This window comes from Amycolatopsis sp. (genome assembly GCF_025464955.1).
GTDB lineage: Bacteria > Actinomycetota > Actinomycetes > Mycobacteriales > Pseudonocardiaceae > Amycolatopsis.
Map to the genome: position 1 here is coordinate 36,656 of NZ_JAODNM010000109.1, position 16,369 is coordinate 53,024.

General features: G+C 68.0%; 14 protein-coding genes. 9 read left to right on the top strand and 5 right to left on the bottom strand.

What is annotated here, in order from left to right:
* Positions 1 to 49: 49 nt before the first annotated feature.
* The 5 genes from JWQ81_RS25950 (at position 50) to JWQ81_RS25970 (ending at position 4,281) form a co-directional block, all read left to right on the top strand.
* Positions 50 to 979 (top strand): acyl-ACP desaturase, encoded by a 930-nt coding sequence (locus JWQ81_RS25950; protein ID WP_297545437.1) that lies wholly within the window; start codon positions 50 to 52, stop codon positions 977 to 979.
* Positions 980 to 1,017: 38 nt separating this feature from the next.
* The gene (locus JWQ81_RS25955; protein ID WP_297545439.1) at positions 1,018 to 1,422 is read left to right on the top strand and encodes a helix-turn-helix transcriptional regulator; all 405 of its coding nucleotides are present in this window, start codon (positions 1,018 to 1,020) and stop codon (positions 1,420 to 1,422) included.
* A 52-nt stretch (positions 1,423 to 1,474) separates the two neighbouring features.
* Entirely contained in the window at positions 1,475 to 1,879 is a 405-nt protein-coding gene (locus tag JWQ81_RS25960; RefSeq protein WP_297545441.1) for a VOC family protein, read from the top strand.
* A 269-nt stretch (positions 1,880 to 2,148) separates the two neighbouring features.
* Positions 2,149 to 3,072: a LysR family transcriptional regulator gene (locus JWQ81_RS25965; protein ID WP_297545442.1), complete on the top strand. Its 924-nt coding sequence runs from the start codon at positions 2,149 to 2,151 to the stop codon at positions 3,070 to 3,072.
* Positions 3,073 to 3,117: 45 nt separating this feature from the next.
* A complete protein-coding gene (locus JWQ81_RS25970; RefSeq protein ID WP_297545443.1) occupies positions 3,118 to 4,281 on the top strand; it encodes an alpha/beta fold hydrolase in 1,164 nt (387 codons plus the stop codon).
* 45 nt (positions 4,282 to 4,326) lie between these two features.
* Here JWQ81_RS25970 and JWQ81_RS25975 read toward each other — a convergent pair whose 3' ends face one another.
* Positions 4,327 to 4,935, bottom strand: coding sequence for a hypothetical protein (locus tag JWQ81_RS25975; RefSeq protein ID WP_297545444.1), 609 nt, complete (start codon positions 4,933 to 4,935; stop codon positions 4,327 to 4,329).
* Between the two features lie 193 nt (positions 4,936 to 5,128).
* Positions 5,129 to 6,739 carry a DEAD/DEAH box helicase gene (locus JWQ81_RS25980; RefSeq protein WP_297545446.1) on the bottom strand — a complete coding sequence of 537 codons (1,611 nt, stop codon included), beginning with the start codon at positions 6,737 to 6,739 and terminating at the stop codon, positions 5,129 to 5,131.
* Positions 6,740 to 6,980: 241 nt separating this feature from the next.
* On the opposite strand from JWQ81_RS25980, the gene JWQ81_RS25985 reads away from it, so the two are divergent.
* The gene (locus tag JWQ81_RS25985; protein WP_297545448.1) at positions 6,981 to 8,711 is read left to right on the top strand and encodes an acyl-CoA dehydrogenase; all 1,731 of its coding nucleotides are present in this window, start codon (positions 6,981 to 6,983) and stop codon (positions 8,709 to 8,711) included.
* A 213-nt stretch (positions 8,712 to 8,924) separates the two neighbouring features.
* Here JWQ81_RS25985 and JWQ81_RS25990 read toward each other — a convergent pair whose 3' ends face one another.
* Entirely contained in the window at positions 8,925 to 9,701 is a 777-nt protein-coding gene (locus JWQ81_RS25990) for an alpha/beta hydrolase (protein ID WP_297545450.1), read from the bottom strand.
* An 11-nt stretch (positions 9,702 to 9,712) separates the two neighbouring features.
* Positions 9,713 to 10,588, bottom strand: a complete 876-nt coding sequence (locus JWQ81_RS25995) for an NAD-dependent epimerase/dehydratase family protein (RefSeq protein ID WP_297545452.1) — start codon at positions 10,586 to 10,588, stop codon at positions 9,713 to 9,715.
* Between the two features lie 338 nt (positions 10,589 to 10,926).
* On the opposite strand from JWQ81_RS25995, the gene JWQ81_RS26000 reads away from it, so the two are divergent.
* Entirely contained in the window at positions 10,927 to 11,700 is a 774-nt protein-coding gene (locus JWQ81_RS26000; RefSeq protein ID WP_297545453.1) for a fumarylacetoacetate hydrolase family protein, read from the top strand.
* 63 nt (positions 11,701 to 11,763) lie between these two features.
* On the opposite strand, the gene JWQ81_RS26005 is transcribed toward JWQ81_RS26000, so the two are convergent.
* Positions 11,764 to 14,121, bottom strand: a complete 2,358-nt coding sequence (locus JWQ81_RS26005) for a Tex family protein (RefSeq protein ID WP_297545455.1) — start codon at positions 14,119 to 14,121, stop codon at positions 11,764 to 11,766.
* Between the two features lie 154 nt (positions 14,122 to 14,275).
* Here JWQ81_RS26005 and JWQ81_RS26010 point away from each other — a divergent pair, with 154 nt between their 5' ends.
* Positions 14,276 to 15,772, top strand: coding sequence for a glycosyl hydrolase family 18 protein (locus JWQ81_RS26010; RefSeq protein ID WP_297545457.1), 1,497 nt, complete (start codon positions 14,276 to 14,278; stop codon positions 15,770 to 15,772).
* Between the two features lie 113 nt (positions 15,773 to 15,885).
* Positions 15,886 to 16,368: a cupin domain-containing protein gene (locus JWQ81_RS26015; RefSeq protein WP_297545459.1), complete on the top strand. Its 483-nt coding sequence runs from the start codon at positions 15,886 to 15,888 to the stop codon at positions 16,366 to 16,368.
* Position 16,369 lies beyond the last annotated feature (1 nt).

A 16,369-nucleotide genomic window follows, 5' to 3' on the forward strand; every position in this document is an offset into this window, starting at 1 on the left:
GTTACGGTCCCGTAGGTTGTTGTCGTGCTCCGCTGGAAGGATTGACCCGATGCCCTCGTTGGATACCACCGCCCTGATGCTCGAACTCGAGTCGACGGTGGAGGACAACCTCAATCGGCACCTGTCCATCGCCAAGGAATGGATGCCTCACGAGTACATCCCGTGGAGCGAGGGCAAGGACTTCGCCGACCTCGGCGGGGTGGCGTGGGACCCGGAGCAGTCGCGAGTGACGCCGACAGCGCGGGTCGCGCTCGAGGTCAACCTGCTCACCGAGGACAACCTCCCCAGCTACCACCGCGAGATCGAGCGCGCGTTCGGCCGCGACGGCGCCTGGGGCACCTGGGTGCACCGGTGGACCGCCGAGGAGGGCCGTCACGGGATCGCCATCCGCGACTACCTGCTGGTGACCAGGGCGATCGACCCCGTCGAGCTCGAGCGCAACCGCATGCTGACGATGGAAGCCGGTTACGACAGCGGGGACAAGCCGCTGCTGCACGTCTTCGCGTACGTGTCGTTCCAGGAGCTCGCGACCCGGATCTCGCATCGCAACACCGGTCGTTACACCGAGGACCCGTTGTGCGACAAGCTGCTGGCCAGGGTTTCCGCCGACGAGAACCTGCACATGATCTTCTACCGCAACCTTGTCACCGCGTCGCTCGAGGTTTCGCCGAACGAGATGATGCGCGCGATCACCGACGAGGTCGTCGGCTTCCAGATGCCCGGCAAGATCCTGCCCGGCTTCGTCCGCAAGGCCGCTGTGATGGCGAAGGCCGGGATCTACGACCTGGTCCTGCACCACGACGACGTCATCTGGCCGCTGCTGCGCTACTGGAAGATCTTCGAGCTCGAAGGCCTCAACGAGGAAGGCGAGAAGGCTCGCGAGGAGCTTTCGACGTTCCTCGGCGACCTCAAGACGCAGGCCAGCCGCTTCGAAGACCGCCGCACCACGCTGCTCGCCCGCGAAGCGGCCCGGGCGTAATCGGCGCGGTCGGGGTCGGGGTGGGCCACAATGGACCTATGAGCCCCGACCTCGACGAGTTGCGGCGGCTGCGACGGGCCCGCGACCAGATGGACCGCGAGTACGCGCAACCGCTCGACGTGCCTGCGCTCGCCCGCACGGCGCTGATGTCGGCAGGGCACTTCAGTCGCCGTTTCCGTGATACCTACGGCGAAACTCCGTACTCGTACCTCATGACGCGGCGCATCGAGCGGGCGAAGGCGCTCCTGCGTCGCGGCGATCTGAGCGTGACGGACGTCTGCTTCGCGGTCGGCTGTACGAGCCTGGGTTCGTTCAGCTCCCGCTTCACCGAACTGGTCGGGCAGACGCCGAGCGCGTATCGCGCCGGCGACCACGTCGACCTCCGTGTCCTGCCGGGTTGCCACGCGATGGTGCTGACCCGTCCGCGGCGCGGCCGCGAGTGACAGATCAGTTTCGGAGAAGCATCCGTCGCCGCGCCTGCCTAGTGTCACGGGTATGACCGTTTCAATCAGCCACGTCCACGTCCTCGTCGACGACCCCGACGCCGCCCTCTCCTTCTACCGCGACACGCTCGGCCTGACCGTGCGCAACGAGGTCGCCCAGGACGGCTTCCGCTGGATCACCCTCGTCACCGCCAGCCAGCCCGAGATCATGATCGTGCTCTCGCAGCCGCACGCCGGCCGCTCCAAGGAAGACGGCGACGCTCTCGCGGCCCTGCTCGCGAAGGGTGAACTGCGCACCGTCCAGTTCAGCGCCGACGACCTTGACGCGACCTTCGACAAGGTAGCTGCCTCGCCTGGCGCCGAGGTGCTGCAGGAACCGACCAGCCAGCCCTGGGGCGCCCGCGACGCCGCCGTGCGCGACCCCGCCGGCAACCTCGTCCGCATTCAACAGAGCTAGCCACCCTCGCCTGTCGCCCCCGTTGGCCGTTGCCGCCGCAACTCGCCGTCGAGTTGCGGTGGTGGTGGAACCGGATGTGGGACTCGGCTCTGTCGGCGTGGGACTCGCTGCCGGTGACTGTGGGACTCGCCGACATGGCCGGGTGCACGCCGCGAGTCCCGCACTCAGAAGTGCCCTCGCTAAGTACTAAGGCAGGGCACTTTTGCCAAGAGTGACTTGCGGGTTAGAGGTTGGATGACTGATGGGGCGGGTGGTGAGATGATCGGGTGATGATCAGCTCGCGTCAGCTCGAGTACTTCCAGGCCGTGGCCAGACAGCTCCACTTCACCCGCGCGGCCGAGACGCTGCATATCGCGCAGCCCGCGTTGTCGCAGCAGATCCGCAAGCTGGAACGGCAACTCGGGCTGACACTGTTCGAGCGCGACAACCACCGGGTGGCGATCACGCCGGCCGGGACCGCATTGCTCGCGCACGCCGAGCGGATCCTCTCCGAGCTCACCGCGGTCGAGGAGGAGATGCTTGGCTGGGCCGGCGGCACGCGCGGCCGGATCAGGTTGGGTACCGCCCGGGGCCTGGCCACGCAGCTGGCGCACCTGCTCGCCGCGTTCTGCGAGATCTACCCGGACGTCGACGTGGAGCTGCGGGAACAGAACACCGACGAGATGGTGGCGGGCCTGCACGACGGCGAGCTCGACGCGGCCACGGTCGCCGCAATGCCCGCGTTGGACGATGGTCGGCTGGAATCGCACTCGCTCGGGTGCGAACCGCTGGTCCTCGTCGCCGGGCTCACCTCGCCACTGGCGGGCGAACGGTCGCTGTCGCTCGCCGCGCTCGACGGCGTCGAGCTGGTGCTTTACAGCCCTGGGTCGGCGGTGCGGGAGATCATCGTGGCGGCATTGAAGACCGCCGACGCGACTCCGCGCGTCCGGTTCGAAACCCGCGGGTACGAGGCTGCCCGCATCCTGGCCAGTGTCGGTTTGGCGGCGGCCATCATGCCGCGGTCCATCGCCGAACTGCCCGGACCGCCCGTCCATGTCGCGCGTCTCGACCCCGAGCCGTCCTGGACGCCCTCGCTGGCGTGGTCCGCGTTACGGCGTCCGGCGCCCGCATTGGCCGCGTTCATCGAGTTCACGATCGCCCATCCTGAGCTCGGTTCCGTCGGTGATAATGCAAGTATCTCACCACTAGTCTGATCATGTCTTGGACTTCTTACCGCAGAATCGGCCATTGTTGAGGGCATGAACCGATACGACCGCGGACAACACGAGTACCTGGGCCTGATCGGCTCGACCCCCGACTCAAGCCTGGCGGCGGTCAAAGTCCGCTCGCCGCAGCTGTTCGAAACCCTGGTCGAGGTGGGTTTCGGCGGGCCGATGACCCACTCCGAACTGAGCCGACGCGATCGCGAGCTCGCCACTGTGGCGATGTTGTCGACGCTCGGTGGTGCCGAGCCGCAGCTCGCCGTCCACACAGCTGCCGCGCTCCGCAACGGCGTCAGCCCGTCCGAGCTGCTGGCGCTCTGCGAGCACGTCGCGCTGTACGCGGGCTTTCCTCGTGGGCTCAACGCGTTGGCGGCCGTAGACCAGGTGCTGACCGATGCCGGCTTCTCGAAGCCCGCCGCGCTGCAGCGCGTCCGCGTCGCCGACCACGAGACGCAGGTGGCGCAGCGCGGGGAGAGCGGGCCGGCCGTCGTGCTGCTGCACGCGCTCGGGCTGGACTGGCGGATGTGGGAACCCGTGATGGACCGGCTTTCGGTCGGCCGCCGGGTGTTCGCTTACGACCTTCGCGGGCACGGCTTCGCCGCCGGTTCGCCTACGCCGCGCAGCATGGATGACACCGCCGCCGACCTTTTCGGCGTGCTCGACGCGCTCGGTGTCGACAAGGCACACGTCGTCGGCCTGTCCTACGGCGGTGGGATCGCGCAGACCGCGACGGTGAGCCACCCCGAACGGGTGGAGTCGTTGTCGCTGCTGGCCACGACCGACCACGCTTTCGCCGCGTTCGAAGGCCGCGCCGTCTCGGCGGAGGCCGACGGCATGGACGCTCAGATCGTGCCCTCGCTGACACGCTGGTTCACGCCCGAAGCGCTGGCTGTCAACGACTGGGGCGTGCGGTATGCCCGTGAGCTCGTTCGTCGTGGGGTCGTCGCCGATTGGGCAGCCGCTTGGCGTGCTTTCAAAGACGTCGACGTGCAGGGCAAACTCGGGGACTTCGCGAGCCCGACGCTGGTTCTTGCCGGCGAACGCGACGTCTCCGCGACGCCCGAGATCATGAGGGGCATCGCCGAACGCATTCCTGGCTCGGTCTACCAGGAGCTTGCCGGCGCTCCGCACATGCTGACGCTCGAAAAGCCCGAACTGGTAGCCGAAGCGCTCGACCAGTTCCTGCCTTCCGACGAGTGAGAGCCTTCCCCGCTGTGGCTTTTCGCGGCCACAGCGGGGAAATCGCTAGGCGGCGGCCTCCCAGAGCGTCAGGAACGACGAAGCCTCGCTGCGGACCCACGGCTCCATCCGTGCCCGGTCACGGTTGGTCAGCGTGAACTCCTTGGCGCGCCGGACATCCACCACCAGCGCCGTCGCACCGGGGCGTAGGTCGTCCATGACCTGCTCCATGCTCCACAGCGCGAGATTCGCCCCGTTGCGGGTCAACGGCTCGTCCTTGAAGTACAGCCAGGTGACAAACTCCTGCCCGCTTGCCTTGCGCAGGCCCAGCTGCGGGGAGATGCGCGACTCGAACTGTTTGTGGCGCCAGCGGGATTGGCCGACTTCGACCACTTCCGGCTTGCGTCGCCCCAGATAACGCAGCCAGCCCTCGGCGACCGCGGTGTAGTGCGGCAACGAGACGGCGTTGGCCTGATCGACCAGCGCCATCATGGATTCCTTGTCCCGCCCCGATTCGCGCCCCTCCCGAATCGCGCTCGCGGCGCGGCGGTAGAAGTTGAACGCGGCCCGCTGCGGATCCTCGAACATGCGGCGGTACCGCCGGACGAACGACATACGCGCCGGGCCCGATCTGATGCTGTAACCAACAAACGTCGGCAGGGTGACATAAGCCATTGAGCTGCCTTTCCCAGTCCCCACGTCGCGCGCGACCACACGCGACACCCCAAACCCTACGGCCGCCCACCGACAAAAACGCGCCCATTCGGAGAGGTCTCCGGCTGGGGTTGCACCGCCGAAACGACTCAAGGGACCCCTGGTACGAATGATTCGTACCAAGGGTCCCCTGAGTCAGCTGGGCTGGAGTGAGCTACCTGCCGGTGCCGCCGCGACGGCCGCCGGCGCGGGTGCCGGAGGAGAACGCCGCGGCGCCGCCACGGCCGCCACCGGACTGGGTGCGGCCGGCGCCACCGGCCGCGCCCTGGTTCCGGCCGCCGGACTTCGGCTGGCCCTGCGTGCGTCCGCCGACGGGACCGCCGGTCGACGTCGTGTGCATCGGAGTGCTGCCGCCGCGCGTCGAAGCGCCGCCGCGGGCGCCGCCACCGGAGCGGCCGGAGCCGCCCTGGCCGGCGCCGGCTGCTGCCGGAGCACCGCCACGGCTCGATCCGGCGCGAGCCGCACCGCCGCCGCGTCCGCCCGCGTTGCCGCGTCCGGAACCGTTCTTGGGAGCGCCGGCGCGCGGGGCACCAGTGCGTCGGGGCTGCTTCGGGGGCGTGGCCGCGACGACCGGACGCGCCGAAGGAGCGGTGAACGTCCGCTCGCCCGGAGCCAGCTCGAGCAGCAGCGGGTGACCGGCGGCGAGCCGCGTGGTGGTCGGCTTGATGCCGGCCTTCTTGGTGAGGTCGCGGACGTCGCTGACCTGGTCGTCCGTCATCAGCGTGACGACCGTGCCGCTGTTGCCCGCGCGTGCCGTGCGGCCCGAGCGGTGCAGGTACGCCTTGTGCTCGACGGGCGGGTCGGCGTGGATGACCAGCGTGACGTCGTCGACGTGGATACCGCGCGCGGCGATGTCCGTGGCGACCAGCGTCTTCGCGCTGCCGTCGGAGAAGGCGAGCAGGTTGCGCGTCCGAGCGGTCTGCCCGAGGTTCCCGTGCAGTTCGACGGCCGGGATGCCGGACGCGTTGAGCTGCTTGGTGAGCTGCTTCGCGCGGTGCTTGGTGCGGGTGAAGACCAGCGTGCGGCCGGGGGCCGCGGTGAGGTCGACGAGCACCGGCAGCCGGCTCTCGTGCTGGACGTGCAGCACATGGTGCGTCATCGCCGAAACCGGCGACTGCGCCGAGTCGACGCTGTGCGTGACCGGGTCGCGCATGAAGCGCTTGACCAGCACGTCGACGCCCGCGTCGAGCGTCGCGGAGAACAGCAGCCGCTGCCCGGTGCGCGGGGTGAGGTCGAGCAGCTTCTTGACCTGCGGCAGGAAGCCCAGGTCGGCCATGTGGTCGGCCTCGTCGAGGATGGTGATCTCGATGCCGTCGAGCTTGGCGTGCCCGGTGGAGACGTGGTCGGCGAGCCGGCCGGGGCAGGCGACGATGATGTCGACCCCGCCGCGCAGCGCCGAGATCTGCGGGTTGGGGCTGACCCCGCCGAAGATCGTCGTAGTGTGCAGGGAGAGGGTCTTGGCCAGCGGCGCGATGGCGGCGTCGATCTGGGCGACGAGCTCACGCGTCGGCGCCAGGATCAGCGCGCGCGGCCGGTTGGCGCGGCGCTTGGCCGGGTTGGCGGCGAGCCTGGCCAGCATGGGCAGCACGAAGGCGTAAGTCTTGCCGGAGCCGGTGCGGCCGCGGCCGAGGACGTCGCGGCCCTCGAGCGAGTGCGGAAGCGTGGCTTCCTGGATCGGGAACGGGCTGTCGATTCCTTGGGCGGCCAGCGCGTTCACCAGTACTTCGGGCACGCCGAGAGCTGCGAAAGAAGGTGTGGAATTCATGATTAACGGGCGTGTGGACGCCCTGATTCTCCGTACGTGGAAGGGTTGTCCTGCCCGGCGCAGACCTCGACGGCCGCGGCGCGTGGTAGACGACAACGAGACACGGCCCGAGGCAGAACTGGGCGGGCCGCGCCTACGAGTATAGGGCATCGGGCGACGTGGCCCGTGTGACGTTGCCCGCCGCGCGCGTCCTTGTTAAGTTACCCGTGGGTAGTTTCGCGTTCGAGAGGGAGATCCGCAGATGAGCAAGGCGTCCACGGCGTTGTTGGTGAACCCGCACACCTACGACCCGGAGCGGTTCGACCCCGAGACCCGCCGCCTGCTGCGCGCGACCATCGACTGGTTCGAGGCCCGCGGCAAGCGCAAGCTCGTCGAGGACTACCACAACAAGGTCTTCTACGCGGATTTCCTGGAGTTCGCGGGCAAGGAAGGTCTGTTCGCCACCTTCTTCACCCCGGCGGGCAGCGCCGACGGCTCGCCCGACAAGCGCTGGGACACCAGCCGGATCGCCGCGCTGTCGGAGATTCTGGGGTTTTACGGGCTGAACTACTGGTATCCCATGCAGGTCACCGTGCTGGGCCTCGGACCGGTGTGGCAGAGCGAAAACGAGGTCGCCCGCAAGCGTGCCGCGGACGCGTTGGACGCCGGGGGAGTCGCCGCGTTCGGACTGTCCGAAAAGGATCACGGCGCGGACATCTACTCCTCGGACATGGTGCTCACCAAGGACGGTTCCGGCGGTTACCTGGCCAACGGTTCGAAGTACTACATCGGCAACGGCAACTGCGCGGGCACGGTGTCGGTGTTCGGCCGGATCGACGGCGTCGAAGGCCAGGACCAGTACGTCTTCTTCTACGCCGACTCGAACCACCCGAACTACCACGTCGTGAAGAACATCGTCCCGTCTCAGATGTACGTCGCCGAGTTCGCGCTCGAGGACTACCCCGTGCACGTCGAGGACATCCTCCACATCGGAGCGGACGCGTTCAGCGCGGCGCTCAACACGGTCAACATCGGCAAGTTCAACCTGTGCTTCGGCGGCATCGGCATGGCGACGCACTCGCTGTACGAGGCGATCACCCACGCGCACAACCGTGTCCTTTATGGAAACCTGGTGACGGACTTCCCGCACGTACGCCGTGAGTTCGTCGACGCGTACGCGCGTCTGCTCGCGATGAAGCTGTTTTCCGGCCGAGCGGTGGACTATTTCCGCTCGGCGAACGCGGACGACCGGCGTTACCTGCTGTTCAACCCGATCACCAAGATGAAAGTGACCACCGAGGCCCAGACCGTGATTACGCTGGCCGCGGATGTCGTGGCAGCCAAGGGTTTCGAAGCGGACAACTACCTCGCGATGGCGAAGGTCGACGTCGACGGCCTGCCGAAGCTCGAGGGCACGGTCGCGGTGAACCTGGCGCTGATCGCGAAGTTCATGCCCGCGTACCTGTTCGCGCCGGAGGAGTACGCGCCGGTCCCGACGCGCACCGACTCGGCCGACGACGAGTTCCTCTTCCGTCAGGGTCCCGCGCGCGGGCTATTGAAGATCCGGTTCCACAACTGGCGCGAGGCTTACACGAAGGCGTCGGCCATCCCGAACGTCGCGCGGTTCGTCGAGCAGGCGGACGGGCTGGTCAAGATCCTCACCGAGGCCACCCCGAACGAGGCCCAGCAGGCCGACCTCGACTTCGGGCTCGCGCTGACCGAGTTGTTCACGCTCGTGGTGTACGGCCAGCTCATCCTCGAACAAGCTGAGCTGATCGGCATCGAGAGTGACATCGTCGACCAGATCTTCGATGTCCTCGTCCGCGACTTCAGCGCCGCCGCCGTCGAGCTGCACGGCAAGTCCAGCTCGACGGAAGCCCAGCAGGCTCTCGCCGTCGCAGCCATCCGCAAGCCCGTTGTCGACGCCGACCGCTTCGACCGCGTCTGGTCCCAGGTCCGCGACCTCTCCGGCACCTACGAAATGCACCCCTGACGACACGAGTGTGCAGTCTGTGCACACGAGATCGCGATCCACGCACGCGTGTCCGCCGTGGGACTCGTGCACTTGAATGTGGGACTCGCCGGGCTCGGCTGTGGGACTCACCGTCCTGAACGTGGGACTCGCCGGCGGGCGCCCGACGCTGCGCGAGTCCCACGTTCGTCGTCGGCGAGTCCCACGTTCGACGGGGTGAGTCCCACGTTCGGGTCAGGCGGTGAAGGCGGCGACGGCTTGGAGGAGCAGGTCGGGGGACTCGAGCTGCGGCATGTGGCCGGTCTCGGCGAGGAGCTGGAACTGGGCACCGGGGATCGCCGCCGCGAACGCGGTGCCGTACTCGGGGTCGACGATCCGGTCGGCTTCGCCCCAGACGACCAGCGTCGGGACGGTGACGCCGGACAGCCGGCCGTGCAACGTCGGGTCGGCCATCGACGAGCCGTAGACCGACAGCGCGGCTCGGTTGCCTGCCATGACGGCCTGCTGCTCGGGGGTGAACTTCGACGGGTCGATCGCGAACTTCGCCGGGTCGTGGTAGCTGAGCTGGGCCACTTCGGCCATGGTGAGCGAGAAGAAGTCGGCCGCGGGATGCCCGTCGACCAGGATTCCGACGGCGTTGGCGAGCACGACGCGCCCGATCCGGGGCGAACCGAGCAACGCGATTTCGGCCGCGATCCAGCCGCCGATGGAGTTCCCGACCACGGTGACGTCGGTCAGGTCCAGCTCGTCGAGCAGCGCGACATACAACGCCGCCAGCTCGCGGACGCTCGTCAGCGCGTCCGGTCGCGGTGTGCTGCCGAATCCGGGGTGGACTGGCGTGAGAACCCGAGCGGATTCCTTGCTGGACAACAGATCGGCGAACCCGGCGACGGTCAGCGGGCCTCCGCCGCCGTGCAGTAGCAGTACGGGACGTCCTTCGCCGCTCTCGGTCACAGTGACCGGGACAGCTCCGACAGTGTCGACGTTCAGGGTGTAAGTGTTGGTGGGCATGGGGTTTCTCCTCAGAGTGTGTAAGAGCCGGTGGTGAATTCGTCGAGCAGCGAGGGTCCGTTGGGACGCCAACCCAGCGCTCGGGCGTGTGTTGTGTCGAATTGTTGGTCGAGGAACACGGCGTCGGCGATCGGGCCGAGGCGGTTGCGCGAGGCTTCGACAGGCTCGGGCCGAATTCGGCCGTCGAGGCCGCGGATGCGGCTGGCGGCGGTCGCGATCTGGTCCATCGCCGGGCTGTGTTCGTTGGCTCCGAGCAGGTAGGAACCGGCCGGCGCGGTGGTCAACGCGAGGACGTACAGGGCGGCGATGTCGTCGACAAAAACGTTGCCGAAGTGCTGGTGGACGCCCGGGTAGAGCAGCGCGCCGTCCGCGATCGGTCCGGCCACTACCTTAGCGGGGATCCCGCCGGCGCGACCGTAGACATTCGCGGGCGCCACGACGGACGTCCGGATGCCGTGCTTCGCCGCCGCACGGATCCGCTCGACGACCCGGGGCCGCCACGCGACGATCGGCGGCGGGTCGGCGGGCGTCTGCTCGGTGATGCCCCGCCCGGAGCCGTGGATCCAGGTGCCGCCGGTGTGGACGTACGGCTTGTCGGTCCTGGCCAGTGCGGGAAGTACGGCGTCGAGCAGGCCGCTCTCGAACTCCGCGTTGGTCCGGTTGCCCGGGGATGCGGTGCTGATCACCCCGTCGACCGGCTCGACCTGCGTAATCATCCATTCGATGTCGGTCAGATCGCCCAGCGCCGGGCTGGCCCCGGCGTCGTCGAGAGCCTTCGCCGAGTCCTCGGTCCGTGCATGTGCGACGACGTCGTGGCCTTGTCGCACCAGCTCAGCCAGGACGGCGGAGCCGAGGTAGCCGGTGCCACCGGTCAAGAACACCTTCATGGCGTCCCCCTCTCACTCGTTGATGTAAATAACCTTATATCAACAAGCTGAGGTAAGCAAGCTTAGATTGGCGCGGGCCCCGAGGGGGCCCGGTGGTTGGCCGGATGTGGCTGGTGTGGCTGGTGTGGTGTTGTGACGTGTCGTGAAGGCCACCTTCATGGCGTAAGGCGTACTCAACTAGGCCTTGACGACGTCTCTGCCCTGCCGAAAGTGCCTTCCGGAGCCGCAACAGTCGTTCGCGTCGACGGACAGTGCGCTCGTCGCGTTCGGGGGCCACGGCGACGTCGAGCTCGTCTGGGTCGACCCGGAACGCGACGAACCGTGCCAGGATGAGGAAGATGGATGACCTTGGTGCGGCACGTTTCCTGTGGGACGCCTGGAGTTCCGGCGTAACGATCGACGCGCTGCCTGACGGGCTTCGTCCGCGTGACGCAGTCGAGGGCATGGCTGTGCAGGCGCGGCTGGAGGAACTTGCCGGGCCGGCGTTCGGCTGGAAGATCGGCGCGACGACGGCCGCGGGACAAGCGGCTGTCGGGGTGGACAGGGCGTTCCCGGGTCGGATGTTCACCCGGTTCCGACACGCCGAAGGCAAGATCATCCCGACGGACTCGTCCATGGCCGTCGTGGAACCCGAGTTCGCCTTCCGGCTGGGCACAGACCTCGATCCCGACGTCGAACACACCCTGGACGCCGTGCTGGACGCGGTCGACACGATGTTTCTCGCGCTGGAGATGCCGGACTCGCGGTTCAGCGACTTCACCAGCGTCGGCTATGCGTGTCTGCTGGCCGATTCGGCGTTGTGCGGCCGGTTCGTCGGCGGCTGCGAGGTGCCGGGCTGGCGGGATCTCGACCTCGCCGCGCAACCGGTGATCCTGCGGCTCGACGGCGTCGAGTTCGCGCGCGGCACCGGCGCGGAGGTCATGGGCGACCCGCGGCTCGCGCTGCACTGGCTCGCGTTGGAGCTGCCGAGGCTGGGACGTCGACTGCGCGCGGGCGAAGTCGTCACGACTGGCACGGCCACGAAACCCGCTCCCGTGACACCGGGCGCACACGTCTTCGCCGACTTCGGCGACCTCGGCACCATCGAAGGTCGCTTCGGCCATGTCTCGTGAAAGGACGTGAAGGCCACCTTCACGACCGCTAGGTACATGAAGGTGGCCTTCACGAACAGCCGCTTACTTCCCGAAACCGGCTTTGCGCAGGGCGTCGGCCAGTGAGCCGGTGGGCGCGGGGGCAGCGCTGCTGCGGGAGCCGGCCCCGCGGCCCTGACCTTGCGGTTTGCGCTGGCCGCCCTGCTGCGGACGTCCACCGCCGGACTGGCCACCGCCCGTGCGGGGCTGCGCGGCACCAGGCTCGTCGTCGAGGCGCAAGGTCAGCGAGATCCGCTTGCGCACGGTGTCGACCTCGAGGACCTTCACCTTCACGATGTCGCCGGGCTTGACGACCTCACGCGGGTCCTTGACGAAGTTCTTCGACAGCGCCGACACGTGCGCGAGCCCGTCCTGGTGCACGCCGACGTCGATGAACGCGCCGAACGCGGCGACGTTGGTGACGACGCCTTCCAGCCGCATGCCGGGCTTGAGGTCACCGATCTTGTCGACACCCTCGGCGAACGTCGCGGTCTTGAACGCCGGACGCGGGTCGCGGCCCGGCTTCTCCAGCTCGGCCAGGATGTCCGTGACGGTCGGCAGGCCGAACTTGTCGTCGACGAACTGATCCGGCTTGACAGTCTGCAGCGCGCGCGAGTTGCCGATGAGGCCGGGCAGGTCCGTGCCGATCGCGGTCATGATCCGCCGCACCACCGGGTACGCCTCGGGGTGCACGCTGGACGAGTCGAGCGGGTCGTCGCCGCCGGGGATGCGCAGGAAGCCCGCGCACTGCTCGAACGCCTTCGGTCCGAGCCGCGCGACCTCCTTCAGCGCCGTCCGCGAGCGGAACGGGCCGTGCTCGTCACGGTGCCCGACGATGTTCTCGGCGAGCCCGGTCGTGATGCCGGAAACCCTGGTCAGCAGGGGAGCGGACGCCGTGTTGACGTCGACGCCGACCGCGTTCACGCAGTCTTCGACGACCGCGTCGAGCGAGCGTGACAGCGACACCTCGGACAGGTCGTGCTGGTACTGGCCGACGCCGATGGACTTCGGGTCGATCTTCACCAGCTCCGCCAGCGGGTCCTGCAGCCGCCGCGCGATCGACACCGCGCCGCGCAGGGAGACGTCCATGTCCGGCAGCTCGGCCGAAGCGAACGCCGACGCCGAATACACCGAAGCGCCGGCCTCGGACACGATCGTCTTGGTGAGCTTGAGGTCCGGCAGCGCCTTGATCAGGTCGATGGCGAGCTTGTCCGTCTCGCGCGACGCCGTGCCGTTGCCGATCGAGATCAGGTCGACCTTGTGCTCGGCGGCGAGCTTGCCCAGCACGGCGAGCGAGCGGTCCCACTGGTTCTGCGGCTGGTGCGGGTAGATGACCTCGGTCGCGACGACCTTGCCGGTCGCGTCGACCACGGCGACCTTGACCCCGGTGCGGAAGCCCGGGTCGAGGCCCATCGTGGCGCGGGTGCCGGCGGGCGCGGCGAGCAGCAGGTCGCGCAGGTTGGACGCGAACACGCGCACGGCCTCGTCCTCGGCGGACTGGCGCAAGCGCATGCGGAGGTCGATCCCGAGGTGCAGCAGGATCTTCGTGCGCCACGCCCAGCGGACGGTGTCGGTCAGCCATTTGTCGCCGGGACGGCCCTTGGCGGCGATACCGAACTTGTGCGCGATGCGGACTTCGTAGTCGCTCGGGCCGACCTGAGGTTCGTCGGAAGGTTCTTCCGCTTCGATCGTGATGTCGAGGATGTCCTCTTTCTCCCCGCGGAACATCGCGAGGATCCGGTGCGAGGGCATCTTCGTGAACGGCTCGGAGAACTCGAAGTAGTCGGAGAACTTGGCGCCGTCGACGTCCTTGCCGGCACGGACCTTCGACGCGAGGCGGCCCTGGCCCCACATCTTCTCGCGCAGCTCGCCGATGAGGTCGGCGTCCTCGGCGAAGCGTTCGACGAGGATCGAGCGCGCGCCATCGAGCGCGGCCTGCGCGTCCGCGACGCCCTTCTCGGCATCGACGAACACGGCAGCGGCGGCGAGCGGCTCGGTGTTCGGGTCGTTGAACAGGCCGTCGGCCAGCGGTTCGAGGCCTGCTTCGCGCGCGATCTGCGCCTTCGTGCGGCGCTTCTGCTTGAACGGCAGGTAGATGTCCTCGAGCCGCGACTTCGTGTCGGCGGCGAGGACCTGCGCTTCGAGGGCCTCGGTGAGTTTGCCCTGGTTGCGAATCGATTCCAGCACGGCCGCGCGCCGCTCGGTGAGTTCGCGCAGGTAGCGCAGGCGCTCCTCGAGCGTGCGCAGCTGCGCGTCGTCGAGCATGCCGGTGACTTCCTTGCGGTACCGCGCGATGAACGGCACGGTCGAACCCTCGTCGAGCAGGGTGACGGCGGCCTTCACCTGCCCTTCACGCACACCCAGTTCTTCGGCGATCTTCTGCTCGACCGACTGCAAGCCCACTTGTCACGATCCCTTCGGTTAAGTCAGACGGCCATTGTGCCGCTCGGGGGATCACGACTTTCGTATGGGCCTCCCCAAGCATCCCCTTGACATCTGGATTGGTCTAGTCCATTTTGTGAGTGTCCGGCATCATCTTGTTCAGCGGGAGGCAACCGTGAAGATCAAGGCTCGACATGCAATGGCCGCATTGTTCTCCGCGCTGGCGGTGTGCGCCGGACTGCTGATGGTCGTCACCGGGAGCGCGGGTGCCGCCAACATCCTGAGCAACGCCGGGTTCGAATCCGGCAACCTGGGCGGCTGGACCTGCACCGGCGCCTCCGTGGTCCACAGCCCGACGCACTCCGGGACGTCGGCGGTGTCCGGCACACCCGCAGGTCAGGACAACGCGCAGTGCTCGCAGGTGGTCTCGGTCAAGGCGAACACGGCGTACAAGCTGACGGCGTGGGTCCAGGGCAGTTACGTCTACCTCGGCGTCACGGGCAGCGGCACGACGGATTCCAACACGTGGACGCCGAGTGCCACGTCGTGGACACAGCTGGCCTACAACTTCACCACCGGCGCCTCCACCAGCAACGTCACGGTGTACCTCCACGGCTGGTACGGCCAGCCGACGTACTTCGCCGACGACGTCAGCCTTGACGGCCCCGGCGGCACGACCCCGCCGCCGACCACTCCCACGACGCCTACTACGCCGACCACGCCCACTACGCCGTCCACCACCCCCACCACGCCGACGACTGTGCCGCCCTCGAGCGGTTCGCTGCCGAAGCACGTCCTCACCGGCTACTGGCAGAACTTCAACAACGGCGCGAAGGTGTTGAAGCTCAGCGACGTCCCGTCGAGCTACAACCTCATCGCCGTGGCGTTTGCCGACACCGACGCGAGCAAGCCGGGTGCCGTGACGTTCACGCTCGACTCCGGCCTGTCCAGCGCGCTCGGCGGCTACACCGACGCGCAGTTCAAGGCCGATATCGCGACGCTGCACGGCCGCGGCCAGAAGGTCATCATCTCCGTCGGTGGCCAGAACGGCACGATCAGTGTTGCCGATTCGACGTCCGCGACGAACTTCGCGAACAGCATCGGCACACTGATCCAGCAGTACGGCTTCGACGGGGTCGACATCGACCTCGAGAACGGCATCAACGCCACGTACATGGGCCAGGCGCTGCGCAGCATCAACGCCAAGGGCGGGACCGTCATCACGATGGCACCGCAGACGATCGACATGCAGTCGACCTCGGGCGGGTACTTCCAGCTCGCGCTCGGCATCAAGGACATCCTGACGATCGTCAACATGCAGTACTACAACTCCGGCACGATGAACGGCTGCAACGGCCAGGTCTACGGGCAGGGCGGCGTCGACTTCCTGACCGCGCTGGCGTGCATCCAGCTGCAGGGCGGCCTGCGTCCCGACCAGGTCGCGCTCGGCCTGCCGGCGTCGCCTTCGGGCGCGGGTAGTGGCTATGTGTCGCCGAGCGTCGTCAACGCGGGGCTCGACTGCCTCGCGAAGGGGACGAGCTGCGGCTCCTTCAAGCCGTCGACGACGTACCCGGCGATCCGCGGCGCGATGGACTGGTCGATCAACTGGGACGCGTCGAACGGCTACGCGTTCGCGAACTCTGTCGGCGGTCACCTGGCCGGCATGCCGTAGGTCCGGCGCGGGCCTGCCCCTCAAGGCCACTTTGAGTGCGTTCACCGCGCTCAGGGTGGCCTTGAGGGGTCTCCAGAGGTAGCTTGCCTACCTACTACCTGGGGAGGCAGCTCATGACACTGGTCCACGAAGCCGTGCTCATCCGCGGCGAGGAAGCCGAAACGCTCGCCAGCGAGACGAGCGCCATCCGCCTGCTCGTCGACTCCAGTTCCACCGGCGGAGCGCTCAGCACGCAGCGCGTCACCCTCGCGGCTGGTGCGAACGGCGCTGTTCCACACCACCACACGGCGTCGACCGAGTTCTTCTACATCTTGAACGGCACGGTCCAGGTGTTGGCGGGGGACAAGGTTCTTGTTCTGGGGCAAGGCGATGTGGCCGTCGTCCCGCCGAACATGCCGCACGCCTTCGCGGCCGCGCCAGACTGCGAGGCGGACCTGCTGATCGTCATCACGCCCGGAATCGAGCGTTTCGAGTACTTCCGGCTGCTGGCCAAGGTGCGCTCGGGCGAAGCGACGCTGCAAGACCTGCTCGACAGCCAGGAGCTCTACGACACCCACTTCCTCGACAGCCCCGTCTGGACCCAGGAACGCTCCTGAC